This is a genomic window from Neobacillus sp. DFD-2R (assembly GCF_057747865.1).
This window is the reverse complement of the sequence record NZ_CM173228.1, coordinates 5,130,157-5,148,107: the sequence shown is the minus strand read 5'-3', so window position 1 is coordinate 5,148,107 and position 17,951 is coordinate 5,130,157. Positions and strand designations below refer to the sequence as shown.

The window sequence follows — 17,951 nt, the reverse complement described above, 5'->3', positions numbered from 1 at the left end:
TCATGGCTAATGCATACAGAGAAGCCGGCGTAGACATCGAAGCGGGCTATGAAGCTGTTTCAAGAATGAAAAAGCATGTTCAAAAAACAGCAAGGGCTGGTGTTCTGGGCAGCTTGGGCGGATTTGGCGGCATGTTCGATCTGTCAGTCCTAAACTTAAAAGAACCTGTTCTTGTATCAGGGACAGATGGAGTCGGTACGAAGCTGATGATCGCTTTTATGATGGATCGTCACGATACGATTGGTATAGATGCCGTAGCGATGTGCGTCAATGATATCGTTGTACAAGGGGCTGAGCCATTGTATTTTCTTGATTACATTGCTTGCGGAAAAGCTATTCCTGAAAAAATAGAGGCTATTGTTAAAGGTATCGCTGAAGGCTGTGAGCAGGCAGGGTGTGCGTTAATTGGCGGAGAAACAGCTGAAATGCCCGGTCTGTATAGTTTAGATGAGTACGATCTCGCCGGGTTCTCAGTAGGAGCTTGTGAAAAATCGGCCTTAATTACGGGGGAAGCAATTTCTTCAGGTGATGTGCTTATCGGACTCTCCTCAAGCGGGATCCATAGTAATGGCTATTCACTCGTTCGGAAGGTATTTGCAGATTCCTCGTTAACCGAATATGTTGCGGAACTAGGGTGTACATTAGGTGAGGAATTGCTCAAACCAACAAAAATCTATGTGAAACCGATTTTGGCGGCAATGAAAAAATTCACTTTAAAAGGGATGGCCCATATTACCGGCGGCGGGTTTATCGAGAATATTCCGAGGATGTTGCCGGCAGGTCTTGGTGCAGAAATCCACGAAAACAGCTGGAACATTCCACCGGTGTTTCGTTTGATATCTTCTCTTGGACATATCGAACAGCAGGAGATGTATAATATTTTTAACATGGGAATCGGCATGGTGATTGCAGTTGATTCTAAAGACGCTGACGCAGTGCTGGAGCACTTTAGTCAATGTGGTGAAACGGCATATAAAATTGGCGTTGTTACAGAAAGTGAAGGGATTACTATTACCGGTGATGGAGGAAGAAAATGAAGAATATCGCTGTGTTTGCATCGGGGAGCGGAAGCAATTTTCAAGCAATTGTTGATGTCATTCAAGCAGGAGAGCTTGATGCAAACATTTCTCTTCTCGTTTGTGATCAACCGGAGGCCTATTGTCTCGAGAGGGCCAGAATGGCGGGAATTCGCAGCTTTGTTTTTAAGGCTAAGGAATATAGCAGCAAGGAAGACTATGAGAAAGAAATTTTAGCCGAATTAAGATTTAACGGCGTTGAATGGATTGTCCTGGCAGGCTACATGAGATTAATTGGCTCAACATTACTAAGAGAGTATGAAGGGCGTATCGTTAACATCCACCCGTCACTATTGCCGGATTTTCCCGGCAAGGATGCAATTGGGCAGGCGTTGGCCGCTAAAGCGAAATGGGGCGGCGTAACCATCCATTTTGTTGATGAAGGAATGGATACAGGTCCAACCATTGTTCAAGAGCGAGTTCGTATAGAAAAAAATGAAACAAGAGAAACTCTTCAAGAGAAGATCCATAAAATTGAGCACAAGCTTTACCCATCGATTTTGCAGATGCTGCTAACACAAGGAGGAGTTACATATGACAAAAAAACGCGCGCTTATTAGTGTTTCCGATAAAAATGGAATAACTGAATTTGCTAAAAATCTCGTCAGCCTTGGCTTTGAACTCATTTCTACGGGAGGAACAAAAAAAGCACTTCAGGAACAAGGTATCCCAGTTCTTAGTGTTAGTGATGTAACGGGATTCCCTGAGATTTTAGAAGGCCGTGTCAAAACTCTAAACCCTTTTATTCATGGCGGCTTATTAGCAAAACATGATGATGAAGAGCATCAAAAGCAATTGAGTGAACATCAAATCCAGCCTATACAGCTTGTGTGTGTGAATCTCTATCCTTTCCAGCAAACAGTTGAAAAGCCTGATGTGACAGTAGCGGATGCGATTGAAAATATTGATATCGGCGGTCCGACAATGCTACGTGCTTCGGCGAAAAATCATCAATATGTGACAGTAGTTGTTGACCCTGCTGATTATGAAACGGTTATTACAGAATTAAAAGCAGATGGGGAGACAAGCCTGGAAACAAGAAGAAAGCTTGCAGCGAAGGTATTCCGTCACACTGCAGCCTATGATGCGTTGATTGCGGAATACATGACAGATCTTGCAGGGGAAGAAACGCCTGAAAAATTAACAGTTACCTATGAATTAAATCAAACACTTCGTTATGGAGAAAACCCGCACCAAAAAGCGGCTTTTTATAAAAAACCACTTGGTTCAACGTTTTCAATTGCTAATGCCAACCAGCTTCATGGAAAAGAACTTTCCTATAACAATATTAATGATGCTGATGCCGCTCTTCAGATTGTGAAAGAGTTTACAGAACCTGCAGCCGTAGCGGTTAAACATATGAATCCATGCGGTGTTGGTACAGGAAAAACAGGTTATGAAGCTTTCACAAAAGCGTTTGCAGCGGATCCGGTCTCTATTTTTGGCGGCATTATTGCTTTTAATCGGGAAGTGGATGTTCAAACTGCACAAAAGCTGCATGAAATTTTCTTAGAAATAATTATTGCTCCGTCTTATTCAGAAGAAGCTCTCGCTATCTTAACAGGGAAAAAGAATCTTCGTTTATTGACGATTCCATTTGAGCAAGCGAATAAAGCGGAGATGAAGATGACTACAATTGAGGGCGGATTGCTCGTTCAAGAACAAGACCGCTTTACGTTGGAGGACGCGAATATCACGATTCCAACAAAAAGACAGCCAACAGATGCAGAGTGGGAGTCATTAAAGTTGGGCTGGAAGGTAGTTAAACACGTGAAATCAAATGCCATTGTTGTAACCAGTGAGGATATGACCATTGGGATTGGTGCAGGACAAATGAATCGCGTTGGCGCGGCTGAAATTGCCTTAAAACAAGCAGGTAAGAAGGCTGAAGGCGCATCTCTGGCATCCGATGCTTTCTTCCCAATGGATGATACCGTTGAGGCAGCAGCTAAAGCAGGAATTACGGCGATTATTCAGCCGGGTGGCTCCATCCGTGATGAAGACTCCATCAAGAAAGCTGATGAATACGGCATTGCAATGGTATTTACGGGAGTAAGACACTTTAAACATTAAGCGGGGGTGTGAGTGATGAAGGTATTAATCATTGGCCAGGGCGGAAGAGAGCATGCCATCTGCCGAAAAGTTAAGGAAAGCCCGCAAGTTAACAAGGTTTTTGTGGCACCGGGTAATGCAGGGATGGTAGATGTGGCAGAGCTTGTCTCCATTACAGACCATGAACAACTTCTTCAATTCGCCAAAGAGCAGCAAATTGATTTGACGATTATCGGACCGGAAGTACCGCTTCTTGAAGGGCTTGCCGACAAATTCATGGAAGCAGGCTTAGCTGTATTTGGGCCTCGGAAAGCGGCAGCTGAAATTGAAGGAAGTAAAGCATTTGCGAAGGAATTGATGGAAAAATACCAGATTCCAACTGCTGAGTATGCAGTGTTTACCTCTTTTGAAGAGGCACGTCAATATATAGAAGAAAAAGGGGCACCGATTGTTATTAAGGCTGACGGACTTGCGGCAGGAAAAGGTGTAACCGTTGCTTTGACCATTGAAGAAGCAATAGAAAGCCTAAAAGACATGCTTGTTGGCGGGAAGTTTGGTGCAGCCTCCTCCCGAGTGGTCATCGAAGAATTTTTAAGCGGTGAGGAATTTTCACTGATGGCATTCGTTAATGGCGAAACCGTTGTTCCGCTTGAAATTGCTCAAGACCATAAACGGGCATTTGATGGCGATCTAGGGCCAAATACCGGAGGAATGGGTGCTTATTCACCTGTACCTCATATTAGTGATAATGTGGTCCAAATGGCTATTGATACTGTTCTCAAGCCTGCAGCAAAAGCAATGGTGCAGGAAGGCCGAAGCTTTAGCGGAATTCTCTATGCCGGTTTAATTGCAACAGAAAATGGTCCAAAAGTGATTGAATTTAATGCCCGTTTCGGGGACCCTGAAACGCAGGTTATTTTACCAAGATTAAAATCGGATATTGTCCAAACCATTTTGGACCTGCTAGCCGGCAAGTGTCCCGAGCTTAAATGGGATGAACAGGCTATGCTGGGAGTTGTCGTTGCAGCAAAAGGATATCCGGAAGCTTACGAAAAAGGTGCTGTACTAGAAGGTTTATCGGAAATAGAGGAAGAGGTATTTACCTTTTATGCGGGAATATCCAAAAACGATTCCGGTGATTTCATTACGGACGGTGGCCGGGTTCTCCTTGTTGGGGCGATGGCAGAAACTTTACAAGAAGCCCAGAAAAAAGTATATGTGGAGCTGGATAAACTAACATGTAATGGAGTCTTTTATCGAAGGGATATCGGTGGAAAGGCTATTAAAAACCTAATTCAAAACTAATTGCGGTTATACATTTGATACATGTTTTTAAATACCTAAAAGGGCTGACCAAATGGTCAGCCCTTTTTAAAAGATAAGAAAGTATAATTTTAACTTTGAGAATTGTCTAGCTCCAGCGCCCTGCGACTAGTGTACTTCGCTAAACAGGCGCTTGCGCTTTTCTTACATCAAGAAGGATTGTATGGTACTGCCTGTTCGCCGTTTATATTTGTTAGGCCTTCCAACCCATCTATTGATTCCATAGATTTATTTGATTGGTTCTGATTTGGCATGATTTCTTGACAACGGTCATATAAAGCAGTTACAGGACAAAAACGAACAATTCCCTCAGCAACCTTCATTGCCCCGCATAAAGCTACAAGCAAATAGGAATCCCTCCATGGGAATTTTACAAGTTTTGCCGTGCACCAGGACAAGACAGTTAAGCCAACTGTGATCCGAATTAATGCATTTAAAATACCTATATTTGGTTTGATATTCACAATTGATCACTCCTTTACAATATTTATCAATTCTTTAATGCTTTAAACAGTAAAATATGATAGTATAGAAACAAAAGATTTTTTGTAAGGGCTTTCTTTGTTAATAAATCAACTTTTTTATAGATAAATAGTATTAAAAGGGAGGGATATTGTATGCTGGAACAACGTTACCGCTGGAAAAACAGACAATTACGCATGCATGTATCCATTTTGGATGGTAAACAATCACCAACCATTTTATTAAAAAATGCTTTGTATTTAAATCAAACCTTTCGTCAATGGATGAGGGCAAATATTTGGATTTATGAAGATCGGATTGTTTATGTTGGAAAAAATTTGCCCGGACATATTGAAGACTGCGAAATTATTGATTGTACCAATGAAATTCTTGTACCTGGATATATTGAACCGCATGCTCACCCATTTAATTTATATAATCCCCAAACACTCGCGGCCTATGCATCCCAGTTTGGAACTACGACATTAATCAATGATAACATGCCCTTGCTTTTAAATTTCACAAAAAAGGAAGCGTTTTCATTATTAAAAGACCTGCGTTCCATTCCGACTACAATGTTTTGGTGGAGTCGTTTTGATTCGCAAACGGAGCTTTTAAATGAGGATGAAATTTTTTCCCATAGCAATATTAAATCATGGCTTGAGCACGATGGTGTTCTGCAAGGCGGGGAATTGACCGGTTGGCCAAAATTATTGGACGGCGACGATATGATGCTTCATTGGATTCAGGAAACAAAAAGGATGCGCAAGAAAATAGAAGGACATTTTCCCGGAGCTTCCGAAAAAACATTAGCAAAAATGGTGCTGCTGGGAGCGGATAGTGATCATGAGGCAATGACCGGTGAAGAGGTATATAACCGGTTAATGCAGGGTTATATGGTGTCACTTCGCTATTCGTCGATTCGCCCGGATTTACCTGAACTATTAGATGATTTAAAAAGATTAGGAATTGAGGCATATGATCGCTTAATGCTTAACACGGATGGATCGTCGTCGACATTTTACGAGCAGGGAATTACTGATCAAATGATCAGGATTGCAATCGAAAAAGGGGTTCCGATCATTGATGCCTATAATATGGCTACAATTAATATTGCCCGTTATTACGGCATTGATCATTTACATGGAAACATCGCTACAGGACGGGTTGCCAATATCAACTTCTTATCAAGTATTGAAGACCCTACACCGGTGTCGGTGCTTGCCAAAGGAAAATGGGTGAAGCATCGCGGCGGGAATACGAATGCATATGGGTCTATCAACTGGGAGGATTATGGGTTAAAACCTATGCAATTGGATTGGGAATTATCAATGGATGATTTGCAATATTCAATGCCTTTCGGAATCAAAATGGAGAATTCTGTTATCACGAAACCTTATTCTATCGCAATTGATGTTTCAGGAGATGAATTGCCGACGGTTCATGATGAATGTTTTTTTACATTAATTGACCGAAATGGAAAGTGGAGAATTAATACGTTATTAAAAGGTTTTGCTACAAATTTATCAGCTTTAGCCAGTTCTTTTTCCAGTACGGGAGATATCATCTTAATTGGAAAAAATAAACAGGATATGCTCCATGCTTTTAACAGAATGAAGGAAGTTGGTGGAGGAATTATCATGGTTGAAGGTGGCGAAACCATTTGTGAGCTTGGTTTGCCATTAGGAGGAGTTATGACGGACCTTCCTGTTGAAGATTTAATGAAACAAGAGAAAGAATTACTGGAAAAATTGCAGGATCGGGGCTATTCGTTTTTAGATCCTCTTTACACATTGCTATTCTTCTCCTCGACGCATTTGCCCTATATTCGAATTACCCAACAGGGAATGTACGATGTGATAAACAAAACTGTACTCTTTCCGTCTATAATGCGTTAAAATGTAAATGTAGTAACGAATTACAGCGGGAAAGTTTTGACACCATAGTTTGATAAGGAAACAGAGGTGTTAATAAATGAGAAAATGGGCGGTTGCAGTAATCGCTGTAGTTTTATTACTCTCAGGCTGCATTGATAAAAAGACAGTCAAAGAGCCTGTCAATAAAGCAAAAGAAGTAACAAAGCCTGAAAAAAAAGAAGAAGAAAAAAACCAGTACCCATATTATTTTCCTTTAACAGGAAAGGGCTCTCAAACACAAACAGACGGCAGAGCCATTGCAGTTATGATTAACAACCACCCATTGGCAAGGCCGCAATCCGGATTAAACAAGGCTGACATCGTTTATGAAATTCTTGCAGAAGGAGATATTACACGCTTCCTTGCCGTATTTCAAAGTGAAAAGCCAACTAATATCGGGCCTGTTCGAAGTGCCAGAAAATATTATATGGAACTGGCCAAGGGACTGGATGCACTTTATATTCATCATGGTGAAAGCCCTGAAGCAGAAGAAATGCTTAAACAGGGTTACATTAATGATCTTGATGGCATGGTCTATGATGGCACCCTCTTTCAAAGAGCAAGCTTTCGGAAAGCGCCTCACAATTCCTATATTACGTATGAAAATATTTTAAAAGGTGTGAAGCTCAAGAAGTATTCCATGGATCAGACACCACCGGCCTTTACGTTTATGTCAGATGAAGATAGCAAGAAGATTACAGGTAACGAAGCAAAATCAGTGATGATTTCCTATTCGTTAAGTCATACCTCAGATTCATCTTTTGAGTTTGATACAACACTTGGGAAGTATAAGCGTTTTTCAGGAAGTGAGCAAACCGTTGATTTAGAAACAAAAGAGCCAATTTTACTTGATAATATCTTTATTGTTGAGGCGGTTCACAAAATTGTAGACTCCGGGGGACACAGGAGCATTGATTTACTATCCGGTGGCAGAGGTTACTTACTGCAAATGGGCAAAGTGAATAAAGTGGAATGGAAAAATGAGAACGGAAGAATTGTTCCTGTGAAAAATGGAAAAACGATTCCATTTGTTCAAGGGAAAACATGGGTGAATGTTGTCCCGACAAATCCCGGTCTCGATAAAAGTGTAACTTTCGGTGTGAAATAATAATATTTAATTAAAGGGGTAAAAATATGCAAATAAATAAATTACGGGGAAAAGAGCTCGATCAATTATTCCAGGGAATTCTTTCATTGAAGGATTTGGAGGAATGTTACCGCTTTTTTGATGATTTGTGTACGATTAATGAAATTCAATCCTTAGCACAGCGTTTAGAAGTAGCAAGAATGCTTCGCGAAGGAAACACCTATCATAAAATAGAAACGGAAACAGGTGCAAGCACAGCTACTATTTCACGTGTTAAACGTTGTTTAAACTATGGAAACGACACCTATGAATTAGTGCTTGAAAGACTTAAAGAAGAAAACAGTACGAAAGTGGAAGAATAATATACTTAGCCGGAGAGAACGCTCTTCGGTTTTTTTCTTTTAGTTGAAACTTGAGAACTGTCTAGCTCCAGCGTCTACATGGTTAAGATTTCTATTTGTTTTCTTTTTGTATCGTTTCGGCCTAATGCTATAATGGTGTAATGGAAAGAAGAATGGGAGGATTTTGGGATGTATGATTTTCGCGAGTGGCGCCATGTGTTTAAACTCGACCCCAATAAAGAGATATCGGATGAAAAAATAGAAAAAATTTGTGAATCAGGTACCGACGCGGTCATCGTTGGTGGAACTGATGGGGTAACACTTGATAAAGTCCTCGATTTAATGGCAAGAATCCGTCGGTTTACCGTTCCATGTGTACTTGAAATTTCCAGCATCGAAACCGTGACGCCGGGATTTGACCTGTATTTTATACCGACAATTATAAATAGTAATGATCCAAAGTGGATCACGGGACTTCACCATCAGGCTGTAAAAGAATTCGGTGACATTATGGATTGGCAGGAAATTGTAATGGAGGGCTATTGCATTTTGAACAAGGATTGCAAAGCAGCAAAGCTGACTTCGGCAAATTGTGAATTAACCGCCGATGATGTCAAAGCCTACGCAATGATGGCAGAAAAAATGTTTCATCTGCCGATTTTTTATATAGAATACAGTGGTCAATATGGCAATGTAGACTTGGTAGCTGAAGTAAAACAGGTCCTTAACAACACAACATTATTTTATGGCGGCGGAATCTATACCCCTGAACAGGGAGCGGAAATGGCTGAATATGCAGATGTAATAGTGGTGGGTAACGCCATTTATGAAGACTTTGATAACGCATTAGCAACTGTTAATAGTGTAAGATAAAATTTGCTAGAGAAGGAAAATAGCATTAAAATAAAATAGAACTAATGTTTGGTATGGTGGTGACGAAATGCAATATTTATCAGACAAGCTTTTAAATGGCTTGAACCCTGAACAACAAAGTGCTGTAAAAGCGACAGATGGTCCGCTTTTATTGATGGCAGGTGCCGGAAGCGGTAAAACAAGAGTGCTAACGCATCGAATTGCTTATTTAATAGTAGAAAAAAGAGTTAATCCCTATAATATTTTGGCAATTACATTTACCAATAAAGCCGCAAGAGAGATGAAAGAAAGAATCGGAAAAATGATGGGCGGAGCTGCCGAAGAAATTTGGATTTCGACCTTTCACTCAATGTGTGTAAGAATTCTACGGAGAGATATCGACAGATTAGGCTTTAATCGTAATTTTACAATTTTGGATTCCGGCGAACAGCAGTCAGTTGTGAAAGCAATCCTAAAGGATAAAAATATTGATCCGAAAAAATTTGATCCGCGGGCAATCTTAGGATCAATTAGTTCTGCAAAAAACGAACTAATTGAACCGGAAGAGTATGCGAAATCAGCGGGAGGTTATTTTGAACAAGTCGTAAGTGATGTTTACGAGGAGTACCAAAAACGTCTCCGCAGAAATCAATCCCTTGATTTTGATGACTTAATTATGATGACGATTCAATTATTTAAACGGGTACCTGAAGTGCTCGAGTATTATCAACGAAAGTTTCAATTCATTCATGTTGACGAGTATCAGGATACAAACAAAGCACAGTATCTTTTAGTGAAATTACTGGCGAACCGTTTTAAAAATCTATGTGTGGTAGGGGATTCGGACCAATCCATTTACAGATGGAGAGGTGCAGACATTGCTAATATACTTTCCTTCGAGAAAGACTACCCGAATGCATCCGTTATTCTACTTGAGCAAAACTATCGTTCAACAAAGCGGATTCTCTTGGCGGCTAATAAGGTCATTGCCAATAATATGAATCGTAAAGCTAAAAATCTTTGGACAGAAAACCCGGAAGGTAATAAATTAGTCTATTATCGTGCCGACAGTGAACAGGGTGAAGCTCAATTCGTCGCCGGTAAAATTAAAGAATTAACCCGTGACGGTAAGTATAAGCTATCAGACATTGCCATTCTTTATCGGACAAACGCTCAATCCCGTGTGATGGAGGAAGTTTTACTAAAATCGAATATCCAATACAGCATTGTTGGCGGAACTAAGTTCTATGATAGAAAAGAAATCAGGGATATTCTTGCGTATTTACGATTAATCTCCAATCCGGATGGTGATCTAAACCTCCAACGCGTCATTAATGTTCCAAAACGTGGAATTGGTTCAAGTTCTCTCGATAAAATAGCCAATTTTGCAGCAATGCATGACCTATCTTTATTTCAAGCACTTGATTCCGTTGAACTAATTGGCTTAAGTCCAAAAATTACGAAAGCCGCGTTAGTGTTCCGTGATCTAATTCATAATTACACGCAAATGCAGGAATACCTATCCGTAACTGAGCTGGTCGAAGAGGTTCTGGAAAAGACCGGTTATCGAGAAATGCTTAAAGCGGAAAAATCGCTTGAAGCACAAAGCCGTCTTGAAAACCTTGAGGAATTATTATCTGTTACGAAAAATTTTGAAGAAACAAACGAAGATAAAAGTCTTACTGCCTTCTTAACTGATCTGGCGCTTGTGGCCGACATTGATTCGATGGATGATGATAATGAAAAGGCAGATTCTATTGTTCTGATGACCTTACACTCTGCTAAAGGTTTGGAATTCCCGGTTGTCTTCTTAATTGGTATGGAAGAGGGAGTATTCCCGCACAGCCGATCCCTTATGGAAGAAGCTGAGATGGAGGAGGAACGTCGTCTGGCATACGTAGGTATCACAAGAGCAGAGCAAACTCTGTTCCTAACCAATGCACAGATGAGAACCTTGTTTGGAAGAACCAATATGAACCCTGCCTCAAGATTTATTAGTGAAATCCCCGAAGATCTACTTGAAGGGGTAGAGCCGGAGAAGAAAATGAATACTCCCTTTGGGTCAAGTGGGAGATCATTCGGTTCATCAGGAACCACTTTTGGAAATCAAGCGCCAAGGAAACCGGTTATGCGTCCTGTTGCTGCAACTACCGGCGGGGATACGATTGGTTGGAAAGTGGGAGATAAAGCTGAACACGGCAAATGGGGAATTGGAACCGTTGTGAGTGTAAAAGGACAGGGGGAAGGTACAGAGCTTGATATTGCTTTTCCGAGTCCAACGGGTATCAAACGACTTCTAGCCAAATTTGCTCCGATCAAGAAGGCGTAATTGTTCATAATTGCCCCAATTCTTGTTTTGGATTACAGTAATTCTAGATAAATCCTTTACGGAAGGGACAGGATATATGGATCTACAAACAGCTCAACTGAAAATCAATGAATTAAGAAGCCTATTAAATCAGTATGGCTATGAATATTATGTGTTGGACAAACCCACCGTTCCGGATGCAGAATATGACCGATTAATGCAAGAACTTTTGAAGCTTGAAGGTAAGTTTCCGGAGTTGAAAACCCCTGATTCTCCATCAGAACGTGTTGGCGGTGCGGTTCTTGATGTTTTTGAAAAGGTGGAGCATCGAACCCCGATGCTCAGTTTGGGGAACGCTTTTAACGAGCAAGACTTAAAAGACTTTGACCGTCGTATCCGTCAGGCAGTCGGCAATGAATTTTCCTATGTTTGTGAATTGAAAATCGACGGACTTGCTGTGTCATTAAGGTATGAAGATGGATTGTTTGTTCAAGGCGCCACCCGCGGGGATGGGGCCGTGGGTGAAGATATTACCGCTAATTTAAAAACGATTAAATCGATCCCGCTGAGATTACGGGAAAATATTTCATTAGAGGTTCGCGGTGAAGTTTTTATGCCAAAACGTTCTTTTGAAGTATTGAATAAAGCAAAGGAAGAACAGGGTGAAGAGCCGTTTGCCAACCCGCGAAATGCTGCTGCAGGATCATTACGACAGCTTGATCCAAAAATGGCTGCTTCCAGAAATCTCGATGTTTTTTTATATGGGATTGGCAATACTGGACGGACCGGTGTAATTTCTCATAGTGAAGGTCTCGATTATCTGGATCATCTTGGTTTTAAAACGAACAAAGAACGTAGAAAGTGTGCAACCATTGACGAAGTAATTGAATTCGTAAATAGCTGGGTAGAAAAACGCCCGCATCTTCCCTATGAAATCGATGGGATTGTTATCAAAGTAGATTCTCTAGAACAACAGGATGAGCTTGGCACAACGGCGAAAAGCCCGCGCTGGGCTATTGCTTATAAGTTTCCTGCGGAGGAAGTAATCACGACACTAATGGATATCGAATTAAGCGTAGGCAGAACAGGCGTAGTGACACCGACGGCGATTCTTGAGCCTGTTAAAGTGGCAGGAACGACGGTACAACGGGCTTCATTGCATAATGAAGATTTAATCCGCGAAAAGGATATTAAAATCGGTGATAAAGTAGTGATCAAAAAAGCAGGAGATATTATTCCTGAAGTCGTGAATGTCCTCGCCGATCTGCGAACAGGTAGAGAAGTCGATTTTCACATGCCGTCACATTGTCCGGAGTGTGAAAGTGATCTGGTTCGTATTGAAGGAGAAGTGGCTCTTAGGTGCATCAACCCGAAATGTCCTGCGCAAATTCGGGAGGGTTTGATTCACTTTGTATCGCGTGATGCGATGAATATTGACGGTCTCGGTGAGAAAGTAATCAGCCAGCTTTTTGCTGAAAAATTAATTGCGGATGTCGCGGATATTTATAAACTGACTCGTGAGCAGCTTTTAGCTCTTGAACGAATGGGAGAAAAATCTGTTTCTAATCTTTTAAAAGCAATTGAGACTTCAAAAGAAAATTCCCTTGAAAAGCTTTTATTTGGACTTGGGATCCGTCATGTTGGGGCCAAAGCAGCCAAAACACTTGCCCAGCAGTTTGGCTCAATGAACCAACTGGCTACAGCCTCCAAAGAAGAATTAATTTCAATAAATGAAATTGGTGATAAAATGGCTGACTCTATCGTTACCTTTTTTGAAAAAGAAGAAGCGAAAGACCTAATCATTGAATTAGAAGAGTGTGGCGTTAATTTTGAATACAAGGGTTCCAGGCAGGTATCGGCTGAAGAGTCCGATTCCATTTTTGCCGGGAAAACAGTTGTTCTTACAGGGAAACTAGAGCAGTTATCCAGGAATGAAGCCAAGGAAAAAATTGAAGCACTCGGCGGTAATGTAGCAGGGAGCGTCAGCAAAAAAACGCATCTGGTTATTGCCGGAGAGGATGCCGGTTCCAAATTAACAAAAGCACAAGAACTGGGAATTGAAGTGTGGGACGAGGAGAAGCTCCTTGTGGAATTAAATAAATAAGAGGTGTTATCGACGTGAGAAAACTCTCATTGCTCGTTCTTTCCCTTGTTTTTTTGCTTAGTGCCTGTGCCCCAAGCTTTCAAAAGCAAGATCAAGTGGTACAAACAAAGGATACAACTAAAGGGAAAGCGATTATTCCAAAATATAATATTTCAGATAAATATTATCGGACGATTTTGCCGTTTGAACCAGGGGAAACGCGCGGCATGACAGTCAGTAATCTTAATACACGGTATGACATTGATGAATTTGAAACAGGTTTGATAAGAATTGCCCAAAACAATTTTTCAACCGACAAATATTTGTTTCGTGAAGGTCAGGAAATTAAACGAAATACGGTTAAGCTTTGGTTAAATCGAAAATTTACCCCTGCCCAACAAGCAGCTAATAAAATATCTGACGCTGATAATATCGGATTAAACCCGTCTGATGATGGAAGCGGAACTACCCCGATTTATTTATCGCAGATTTTAGAGCATGATTATTTAACGAAGGATGATAAAGGAAATGTATCGCTGGGCGGAGTGACAATTGGTCTTGCCTTAAATTCGATTTATTATTATCAAACCGTACAATACGGACCAACATATGAGAAAAAAATCCCTGTTATTGAAATGGAAAGCCAAGGGAAAAGTATTGCAGCAGAGGTAATCAAGCGCCTCCGTAATATGAAGGATTTGAAGGATGTTCCCATTACGGTCGCCTTATTTGCGGAGCAAAGTAAATCTTCGGTGGTGCCCGGGAATTTCTTCACTTATGCTACAGTTAACAAGGGCAGCACAGATATTGGCAGCTGGGAGCCCGTTAATGAAAAGTACTATTTGTTTCCTTCAACTGACGCTCAAGATGCCCATCGTGATGATGTAACTGCTTTTTTAAACTTTAAACAAGACGTGGAGCAGTATTTTCCGAACTTTAATGGGGTTATTGGCAAAGCATTTTATGTTGGTGACCAATTACAGAACTTGGAGATTACGATTCCAATTCAGTTCTATGGTAAAACTGAAGCAATTGGTTTTACCCAATATGTTACGGGGCTTGTTATGGAGCATTTCCCTAAGTATATAGCCGTTTCAGTTAGTGTTACTTCTGTTGACGGTCCCGAAGCACTTATTGTCCGAAAAGCAAATGAAACTGAACCGTTTGTTCATATTTATTAAAAGGACCGGCAATTATGCCGGTTCTTTTTGTTCTTCGGAATCATTGATACAGAGAAATGATACGTGTTAGAATGGACAATGGATGTAAACGTTTTTAATACATAGGAGGGTTTAAGAAATGGTACAACCTTACAAGCATGAACCATTCACAGATTTTACGACAGAAGAAAACCGCCAGGCCTATCTTAAGGCATTAAAAACAGTTGAAGGTTATTTAGGTCAGGATTACGATCTTGTCATCGACGGAGAAAGAGTTTCTACAGAGGACAAAATTGTTTCCTTTAATCCTGCGAATAAAGAAGAAGTAATCGGCCGCGTTTCCAAAGCAAACCAAGATCTTGCTGAAAAAGCAATGCAGGCCGCAGTTGAAGCATTCAAAACATGGAAAAAAACTAAACCGGAAGTTCGCGCCGATGTGTTGTTTAAAGCGGCAACGATGATTCGTCGTCGGAAGAGCGAGTTTTCTGCCCTTTTAACAAAAGAAGCGGGAAAATCATGGAGAGAAGCCGATGTTGAGGTAGCAGAAGGAATTGACTTCCTTGAATACTATGGACGCCAAATGCTGGCTCTAAAAGACGGCGTACCGGTTAATAGCCGTCCAAACGAATACAACCGTTATCACTATATTCCACTTGGGGTAGGAATTATCATCTCACCATGGAACTTCCCATTCGCGATTATGGCAGGTACAACGGTGGCAGCCATTGTTTCGGGTAATACTGTTTTATTAAAACCGGCTTCCACAACGCCTATTGTAGCAGCTAAATTCGTTGAAGTAATGGAAGCAGCAGGACTTCCAAAAGGTGTACTAAACTTCGTACCGGGCAGCGGTGCAGAAGTTGGCGATTACTTAGTTGACCATAAAGATACTCGTTTCGTTAGTTTTACAGGTTCACGTGAAGTGGGACTTCGCATTTTCGAACGTTCATCTAAATTGAACGAAGGTCAAATTTGGATGAAGCGTTTAATTGCTGAAATGGGTGGAAAAGATACCATTGTTGTGGACAGTGAAGCAGATCTTGAGCTTGCTGCACAATCCATCATGGCATCAGCATTCGGATTTTCCGGGCAAAAATGTTCAGCATGTTCCCGGGCTGTTATTGTAGAGGATGTTTATGATCAAGTATTGAACCGCGTTGTTGAATTAACGAATCAATTAACGATTGGGGATCCGGTAGACACAGGAAATTATACCGGTCCGGTTATCGATAACAATGCTTTCAAAAAAATTATGGAATACATTGAAATTGGCAAGCAAGAAGGTAAATTAATGGCCGGTGGTGAAGGGGACAACTCGAAAGGCTACTTCATTAAACCAACTATCATTGCTGATCTTGATCCAAAAGCTCGTATCATGCAGGAAGAAATCTTCGGGCCGGTTGTTGGTTTCACAAAAGCGAAGAATTTTGACGAAGCAATCGAAATTGCCAACAATACGGAATACGGTTTAACAGGAGCGGTTATCACAACAAACCGTGCCCACATGGAGCAAGCTCGTGAAGACTTCCATGTTGGTAACCTTTATTTCAATCGCGGATGTACCGGTGCCATCGTTGGTTATCAGCCATTTGGCGGCTTCAATATGTCCGGAACGGACTCAAAAGCAGGCGGCCCGGACTACTTGTTACTTCATATGCAAGCAAAAACAACATCTGAGATGTACTAAATAAAATTAGAAAAAACCTCTTCTCTCACCTTGGGAAGAGGTTTTTATTTTAAAAAAAACAATATAAAGAAGCAAAGGAGTTTGTGGTTCATTTGCAGTCTTATGAAAATTTAATTATTATTTAATCCTTAATTCACAAGCATCGTTTATAATAGAATTGGTATCTTTTGCCTATTTCACCCGATTGGCCCAAGATATGTAAGGGATAATATGTAAGGAATAATAGTTTAATTCAATAAGGGCAAAAATAAGGTTAAACTCAAGAATGATTATGTTGGAAGGGGTCAAAAAATTGTTACCACATTATTTACTGCATGTAACAGCAGTGCCTCATACTGAAAGCCCAAGTTTAATTTGGTCATTAGTCGCGGGTAATCTCTTTCTGGTGATTGCAGGAATTGTATTTATCTATAAATTATTTAAACAAAAAAATATTCGAATATCGGGAATTACTTTTGGAATTGCGCTGCTTCTTAATTATATCCTTGTGGTAATATACGGAACGATTTTTGACCTGTTAGGTTAAGGTTTATAGGGAGGTAGAGAGTTTGAAATATTACCGCTTATGGGTAACTGCATTTTTATTAAAATTTATTGGCTCTGCATGGGATGCATCCTATCATTTTAAATATTTATTTGAAGAATATTCGATACCGCATATTGTGAATTTTAGCGGTTTTGCGCTTGGAGCATTTTTGCTGGTTAAGGAATGGAGACAGCAACATTATATGGACCGATTTTCCAGGAACCTGATTACCATTGGCTATGCCTTATTTTTAATTGGGATTCCCTTAGATTTTAGCTATCATATCGCTTATGGCATTGATTTAACCACTTGGAGCCCAACACATTTTATTTATTATATTGCAACAGATATTATGATTATTGGTGTGTGGCGCGGATTTTATAACTTTAAGGAAAATGAAAAACCGACTTGGAGGACACTGCATACTTGGTTTGCAATGTTCCTGCTTGAATGCTTGGTATTCCCGAATATGCAGCAGGAGAATGGAGCAATTTCGTATAACCAATATATTCATCATCAATCGATTGCTTCAAAGGAAATCCTGGCACTGATTTCAAACCCTGCATCACAAATTTTTGGCGGCATTCCCGAATGGGTTTATCCGATTTATTCCGTAGCAATGGTATCCTTACTAACTGTATTTGTCATTCGGTTGCTAGGTGATTATACAATACCGGTAATGGCTACAGCTCTTTATATTTTATTACGATTTGTCGGCAAAACCATTTTTCTTGCAGTCCATTATCCAACATCGTATGTTCCTATTACACTTTTATTTATCCCGATTTTCTATTTAGTGTTTAGAAGGGAAAGTTGGTTGGCGGGGCTTGCCGGCACTGTGTGTTACTTCCTTGCTTTGTTTGCCATTAATCGGTTTGGCTTGCTGATTACACCTCCGGTGAAATTATGGGAGCTCATACCGGTGACAATCGTTGGCATTTTAGTACCAATTGTTAGTTCCTTGGTGAAAGGTATCTCATTTAGGGAAAAAAATAAACAGACAGCGTAGAACTTCAATAATCAAAGAGGGTGTTCCCAATTAATGACTAAGGGGCATCCTTTTTTGTTGTTAAAGAAT

15 protein-coding genes are annotated in these 17,951 nt (G+C 40.5%); 14 read left to right on the top strand and 1 reads right to left on the bottom strand.

The genetic code is table 11. The features are described 5' to 3' along the window. Positions 1–2: 2 nt before the first annotated feature. The 4 genes from purM to purD are packed head-to-tail and all read left to right on the top strand — an operon-like array spanning position 3 to position 4,433. Positions 3–1,037 carry a phosphoribosylformylglycinamidine cyclo-ligase gene (gene purM, locus AC3ANV_RS25800; protein ID WP_488311428.1) on the top strand — a complete coding sequence of 345 codons (1,035 nt, stop codon included), beginning with the start codon at positions 3–5 and terminating at the stop codon, positions 1,035–1,037. Beyond that, entirely contained in the window at positions 1,034–1,636 is a 603-nt protein-coding gene (gene purN / locus AC3ANV_RS25795; protein WP_488311427.1) for a phosphoribosylglycinamide formyltransferase, read from the top strand. Before purM ends, purN begins: the two co-directional genes overlap by 4 nt. Further along, positions 1,611–3,149, top strand: a complete 1,539-nt coding sequence (purH, locus tag AC3ANV_RS25790; protein WP_488311426.1) for a bifunctional phosphoribosylaminoimidazolecarboxamide formyltransferase/IMP cyclohydrolase — start codon at positions 1,611–1,613, stop codon at positions 3,147–3,149. The genes purN and purH overlap by 26 nt, the downstream gene beginning before the upstream one ends. A gap of 15 nt (positions 3,150–3,164) precedes the next feature. Continuing rightward, the gene (gene purD / locus AC3ANV_RS25785) at positions 3,165–4,433 is read left to right on the top strand and encodes a phosphoribosylamine--glycine ligase (RefSeq protein WP_488311425.1); all 1,269 of its coding nucleotides are present in this window, start codon (positions 3,165–3,167) and stop codon (positions 4,431–4,433) included. Positions 4,434–4,600: 167 nt separating this feature from the next. Here purD and AC3ANV_RS25780 read toward each other — a convergent pair whose 3' ends face one another. After that, complete coding sequence (locus tag AC3ANV_RS25780) at positions 4,601–4,915, bottom strand: YgaP family membrane protein (protein WP_488311424.1); 315 nt, start codon at positions 4,913–4,915, stop codon at positions 4,601–4,603. A gap of 153 nt (positions 4,916–5,068) precedes the next feature. On the opposite strand from AC3ANV_RS25780, the gene AC3ANV_RS25775 reads away from it, so the two are divergent. From AC3ANV_RS25775 to AC3ANV_RS25730, 10 genes are all read left to right on the top strand, one after another. After that, a complete protein-coding gene (locus tag AC3ANV_RS25775; protein ID WP_488311423.1) occupies positions 5,069–6,811 on the top strand; it encodes an adenine deaminase C-terminal domain-containing protein in 1,743 nt (580 codons plus the stop codon). 76 nt (positions 6,812–6,887) lie between these two features. Beyond that, entirely contained in the window at positions 6,888–7,937 is a 1,050-nt protein-coding gene (locus tag AC3ANV_RS25770) for a DUF3048 domain-containing protein (RefSeq protein WP_488311422.1), read from the top strand. A 26-nt stretch (positions 7,938–7,963) separates the two neighbouring features. Then, positions 7,964–8,278, top strand: coding sequence for a YerC/YecD family TrpR-related protein (locus tag AC3ANV_RS25765; RefSeq protein ID WP_488311421.1), 315 nt, complete (start codon positions 7,964–7,966; stop codon positions 8,276–8,278). Positions 8,279–8,446: 168 nt separating this feature from the next. Then, positions 8,447–9,130: a heptaprenylglyceryl phosphate synthase gene (pcrB, locus tag AC3ANV_RS25760; RefSeq protein ID WP_488311420.1), complete on the top strand. Its 684-nt coding sequence runs from the start codon at positions 8,447–8,449 to the stop codon at positions 9,128–9,130. 67 nt (positions 9,131–9,197) lie between these two features. Further along, positions 9,198–11,438 (top strand): DNA helicase PcrA, encoded by a 2,241-nt coding sequence (gene pcrA, locus AC3ANV_RS25755; RefSeq protein WP_488311419.1) that lies wholly within the window; start codon positions 9,198–9,200, stop codon positions 11,436–11,438. Between the two features lie 76 nt (positions 11,439–11,514). Next, on the top strand, positions 11,515–13,521 hold the full coding sequence (gene ligA, locus AC3ANV_RS25750; protein ID WP_488311418.1) for an NAD-dependent DNA ligase LigA: 2,007 nt from the start codon (positions 11,515–11,517) through the stop codon (positions 13,519–13,521). Positions 13,522–13,535: 14 nt separating this feature from the next. Continuing rightward, the gene (locus AC3ANV_RS25745) at positions 13,536–14,681 is read left to right on the top strand and encodes a CamS family sex pheromone protein (protein WP_488311417.1); all 1,146 of its coding nucleotides are present in this window, start codon (positions 13,536–13,538) and stop codon (positions 14,679–14,681) included. Between the two features lie 118 nt (positions 14,682–14,799). Beyond that, on the top strand, positions 14,800–16,347 hold the full coding sequence (gene pruA / locus AC3ANV_RS25740; protein ID WP_488311416.1) for an L-glutamate gamma-semialdehyde dehydrogenase: 1,548 nt from the start codon (positions 14,800–14,802) through the stop codon (positions 16,345–16,347). Positions 16,348–16,639: 292 nt separating this feature from the next. Continuing rightward, the gene (locus tag AC3ANV_RS25735) at positions 16,640–16,873 is read left to right on the top strand and encodes a hypothetical protein (protein WP_488311415.1); all 234 of its coding nucleotides are present in this window, start codon (positions 16,640–16,642) and stop codon (positions 16,871–16,873) included. A 22-nt stretch (positions 16,874–16,895) separates the two neighbouring features. Further along, positions 16,896–17,882 carry a hypothetical protein gene (locus tag AC3ANV_RS25730; RefSeq protein ID WP_488311414.1) on the top strand — a complete coding sequence of 329 codons (987 nt, stop codon included), beginning with the start codon at positions 16,896–16,898 and terminating at the stop codon, positions 17,880–17,882. Positions 17,883–17,951: the final 69 nt, after the last annotated feature.

Bases quoted from the DNA above. Each gene is read 5' to 3' on its own strand.
- purH (WP_488311426.1), top strand. From the start codon at position 1,611: ATGACAAAAAAACGCGCGCTTATTAGTGTTTCCGATAAAAATGGAATA.
- pcrB (WP_488311420.1), top strand. From the start codon at position 8,447: ATGTATGATTTTCGCGAGTGGCGCCATGTGTTTAAACTCGACCCCAAT.
- pruA (WP_488311416.1), top strand. From the start codon at position 14,800: ATGGTACAACCTTACAAGCATGAACCATTCACAGATTTTACGACAGAA.
- AC3ANV_RS25770 (WP_488311422.1), top strand. From the start codon at position 6,888: ATGAGAAAATGGGCGGTTGCAGTAATCGCTGTAGTTTTATTACTCTCA.
- purD (WP_488311425.1), top strand. From the start codon at position 3,165: ATGAAGGTATTAATCATTGGCCAGGGCGGAAGAGAGCATGCCATCTGC.
- purN (WP_488311427.1), top strand. From the start codon at position 1,034: ATGAAGAATATCGCTGTGTTTGCATCGGGGAGCGGAAGCAATTTTCAA.
- AC3ANV_RS25775 (WP_488311423.1), top strand. From the start codon at position 5,069: ATGCTGGAACAACGTTACCGCTGGAAAAACAGACAATTACGCATGCAT.
- ligA (WP_488311418.1), top strand. From the start codon at position 11,515: ATGGATCTACAAACAGCTCAACTGAAAATCAATGAATTAAGAAGCCTA.
- AC3ANV_RS25765 (WP_488311421.1), top strand. From the start codon at position 7,964: ATGCAAATAAATAAATTACGGGGAAAAGAGCTCGATCAATTATTCCAG.
- purM (WP_488311428.1), top strand. From the start codon at position 3: ATGGCTAATGCATACAGAGAAGCCGGCGTAGACATCGAAGCGGGCTAT.
- pcrA (WP_488311419.1), top strand. From the start codon at position 9,198: ATGCAATATTTATCAGACAAGCTTTTAAATGGCTTGAACCCTGAACAA.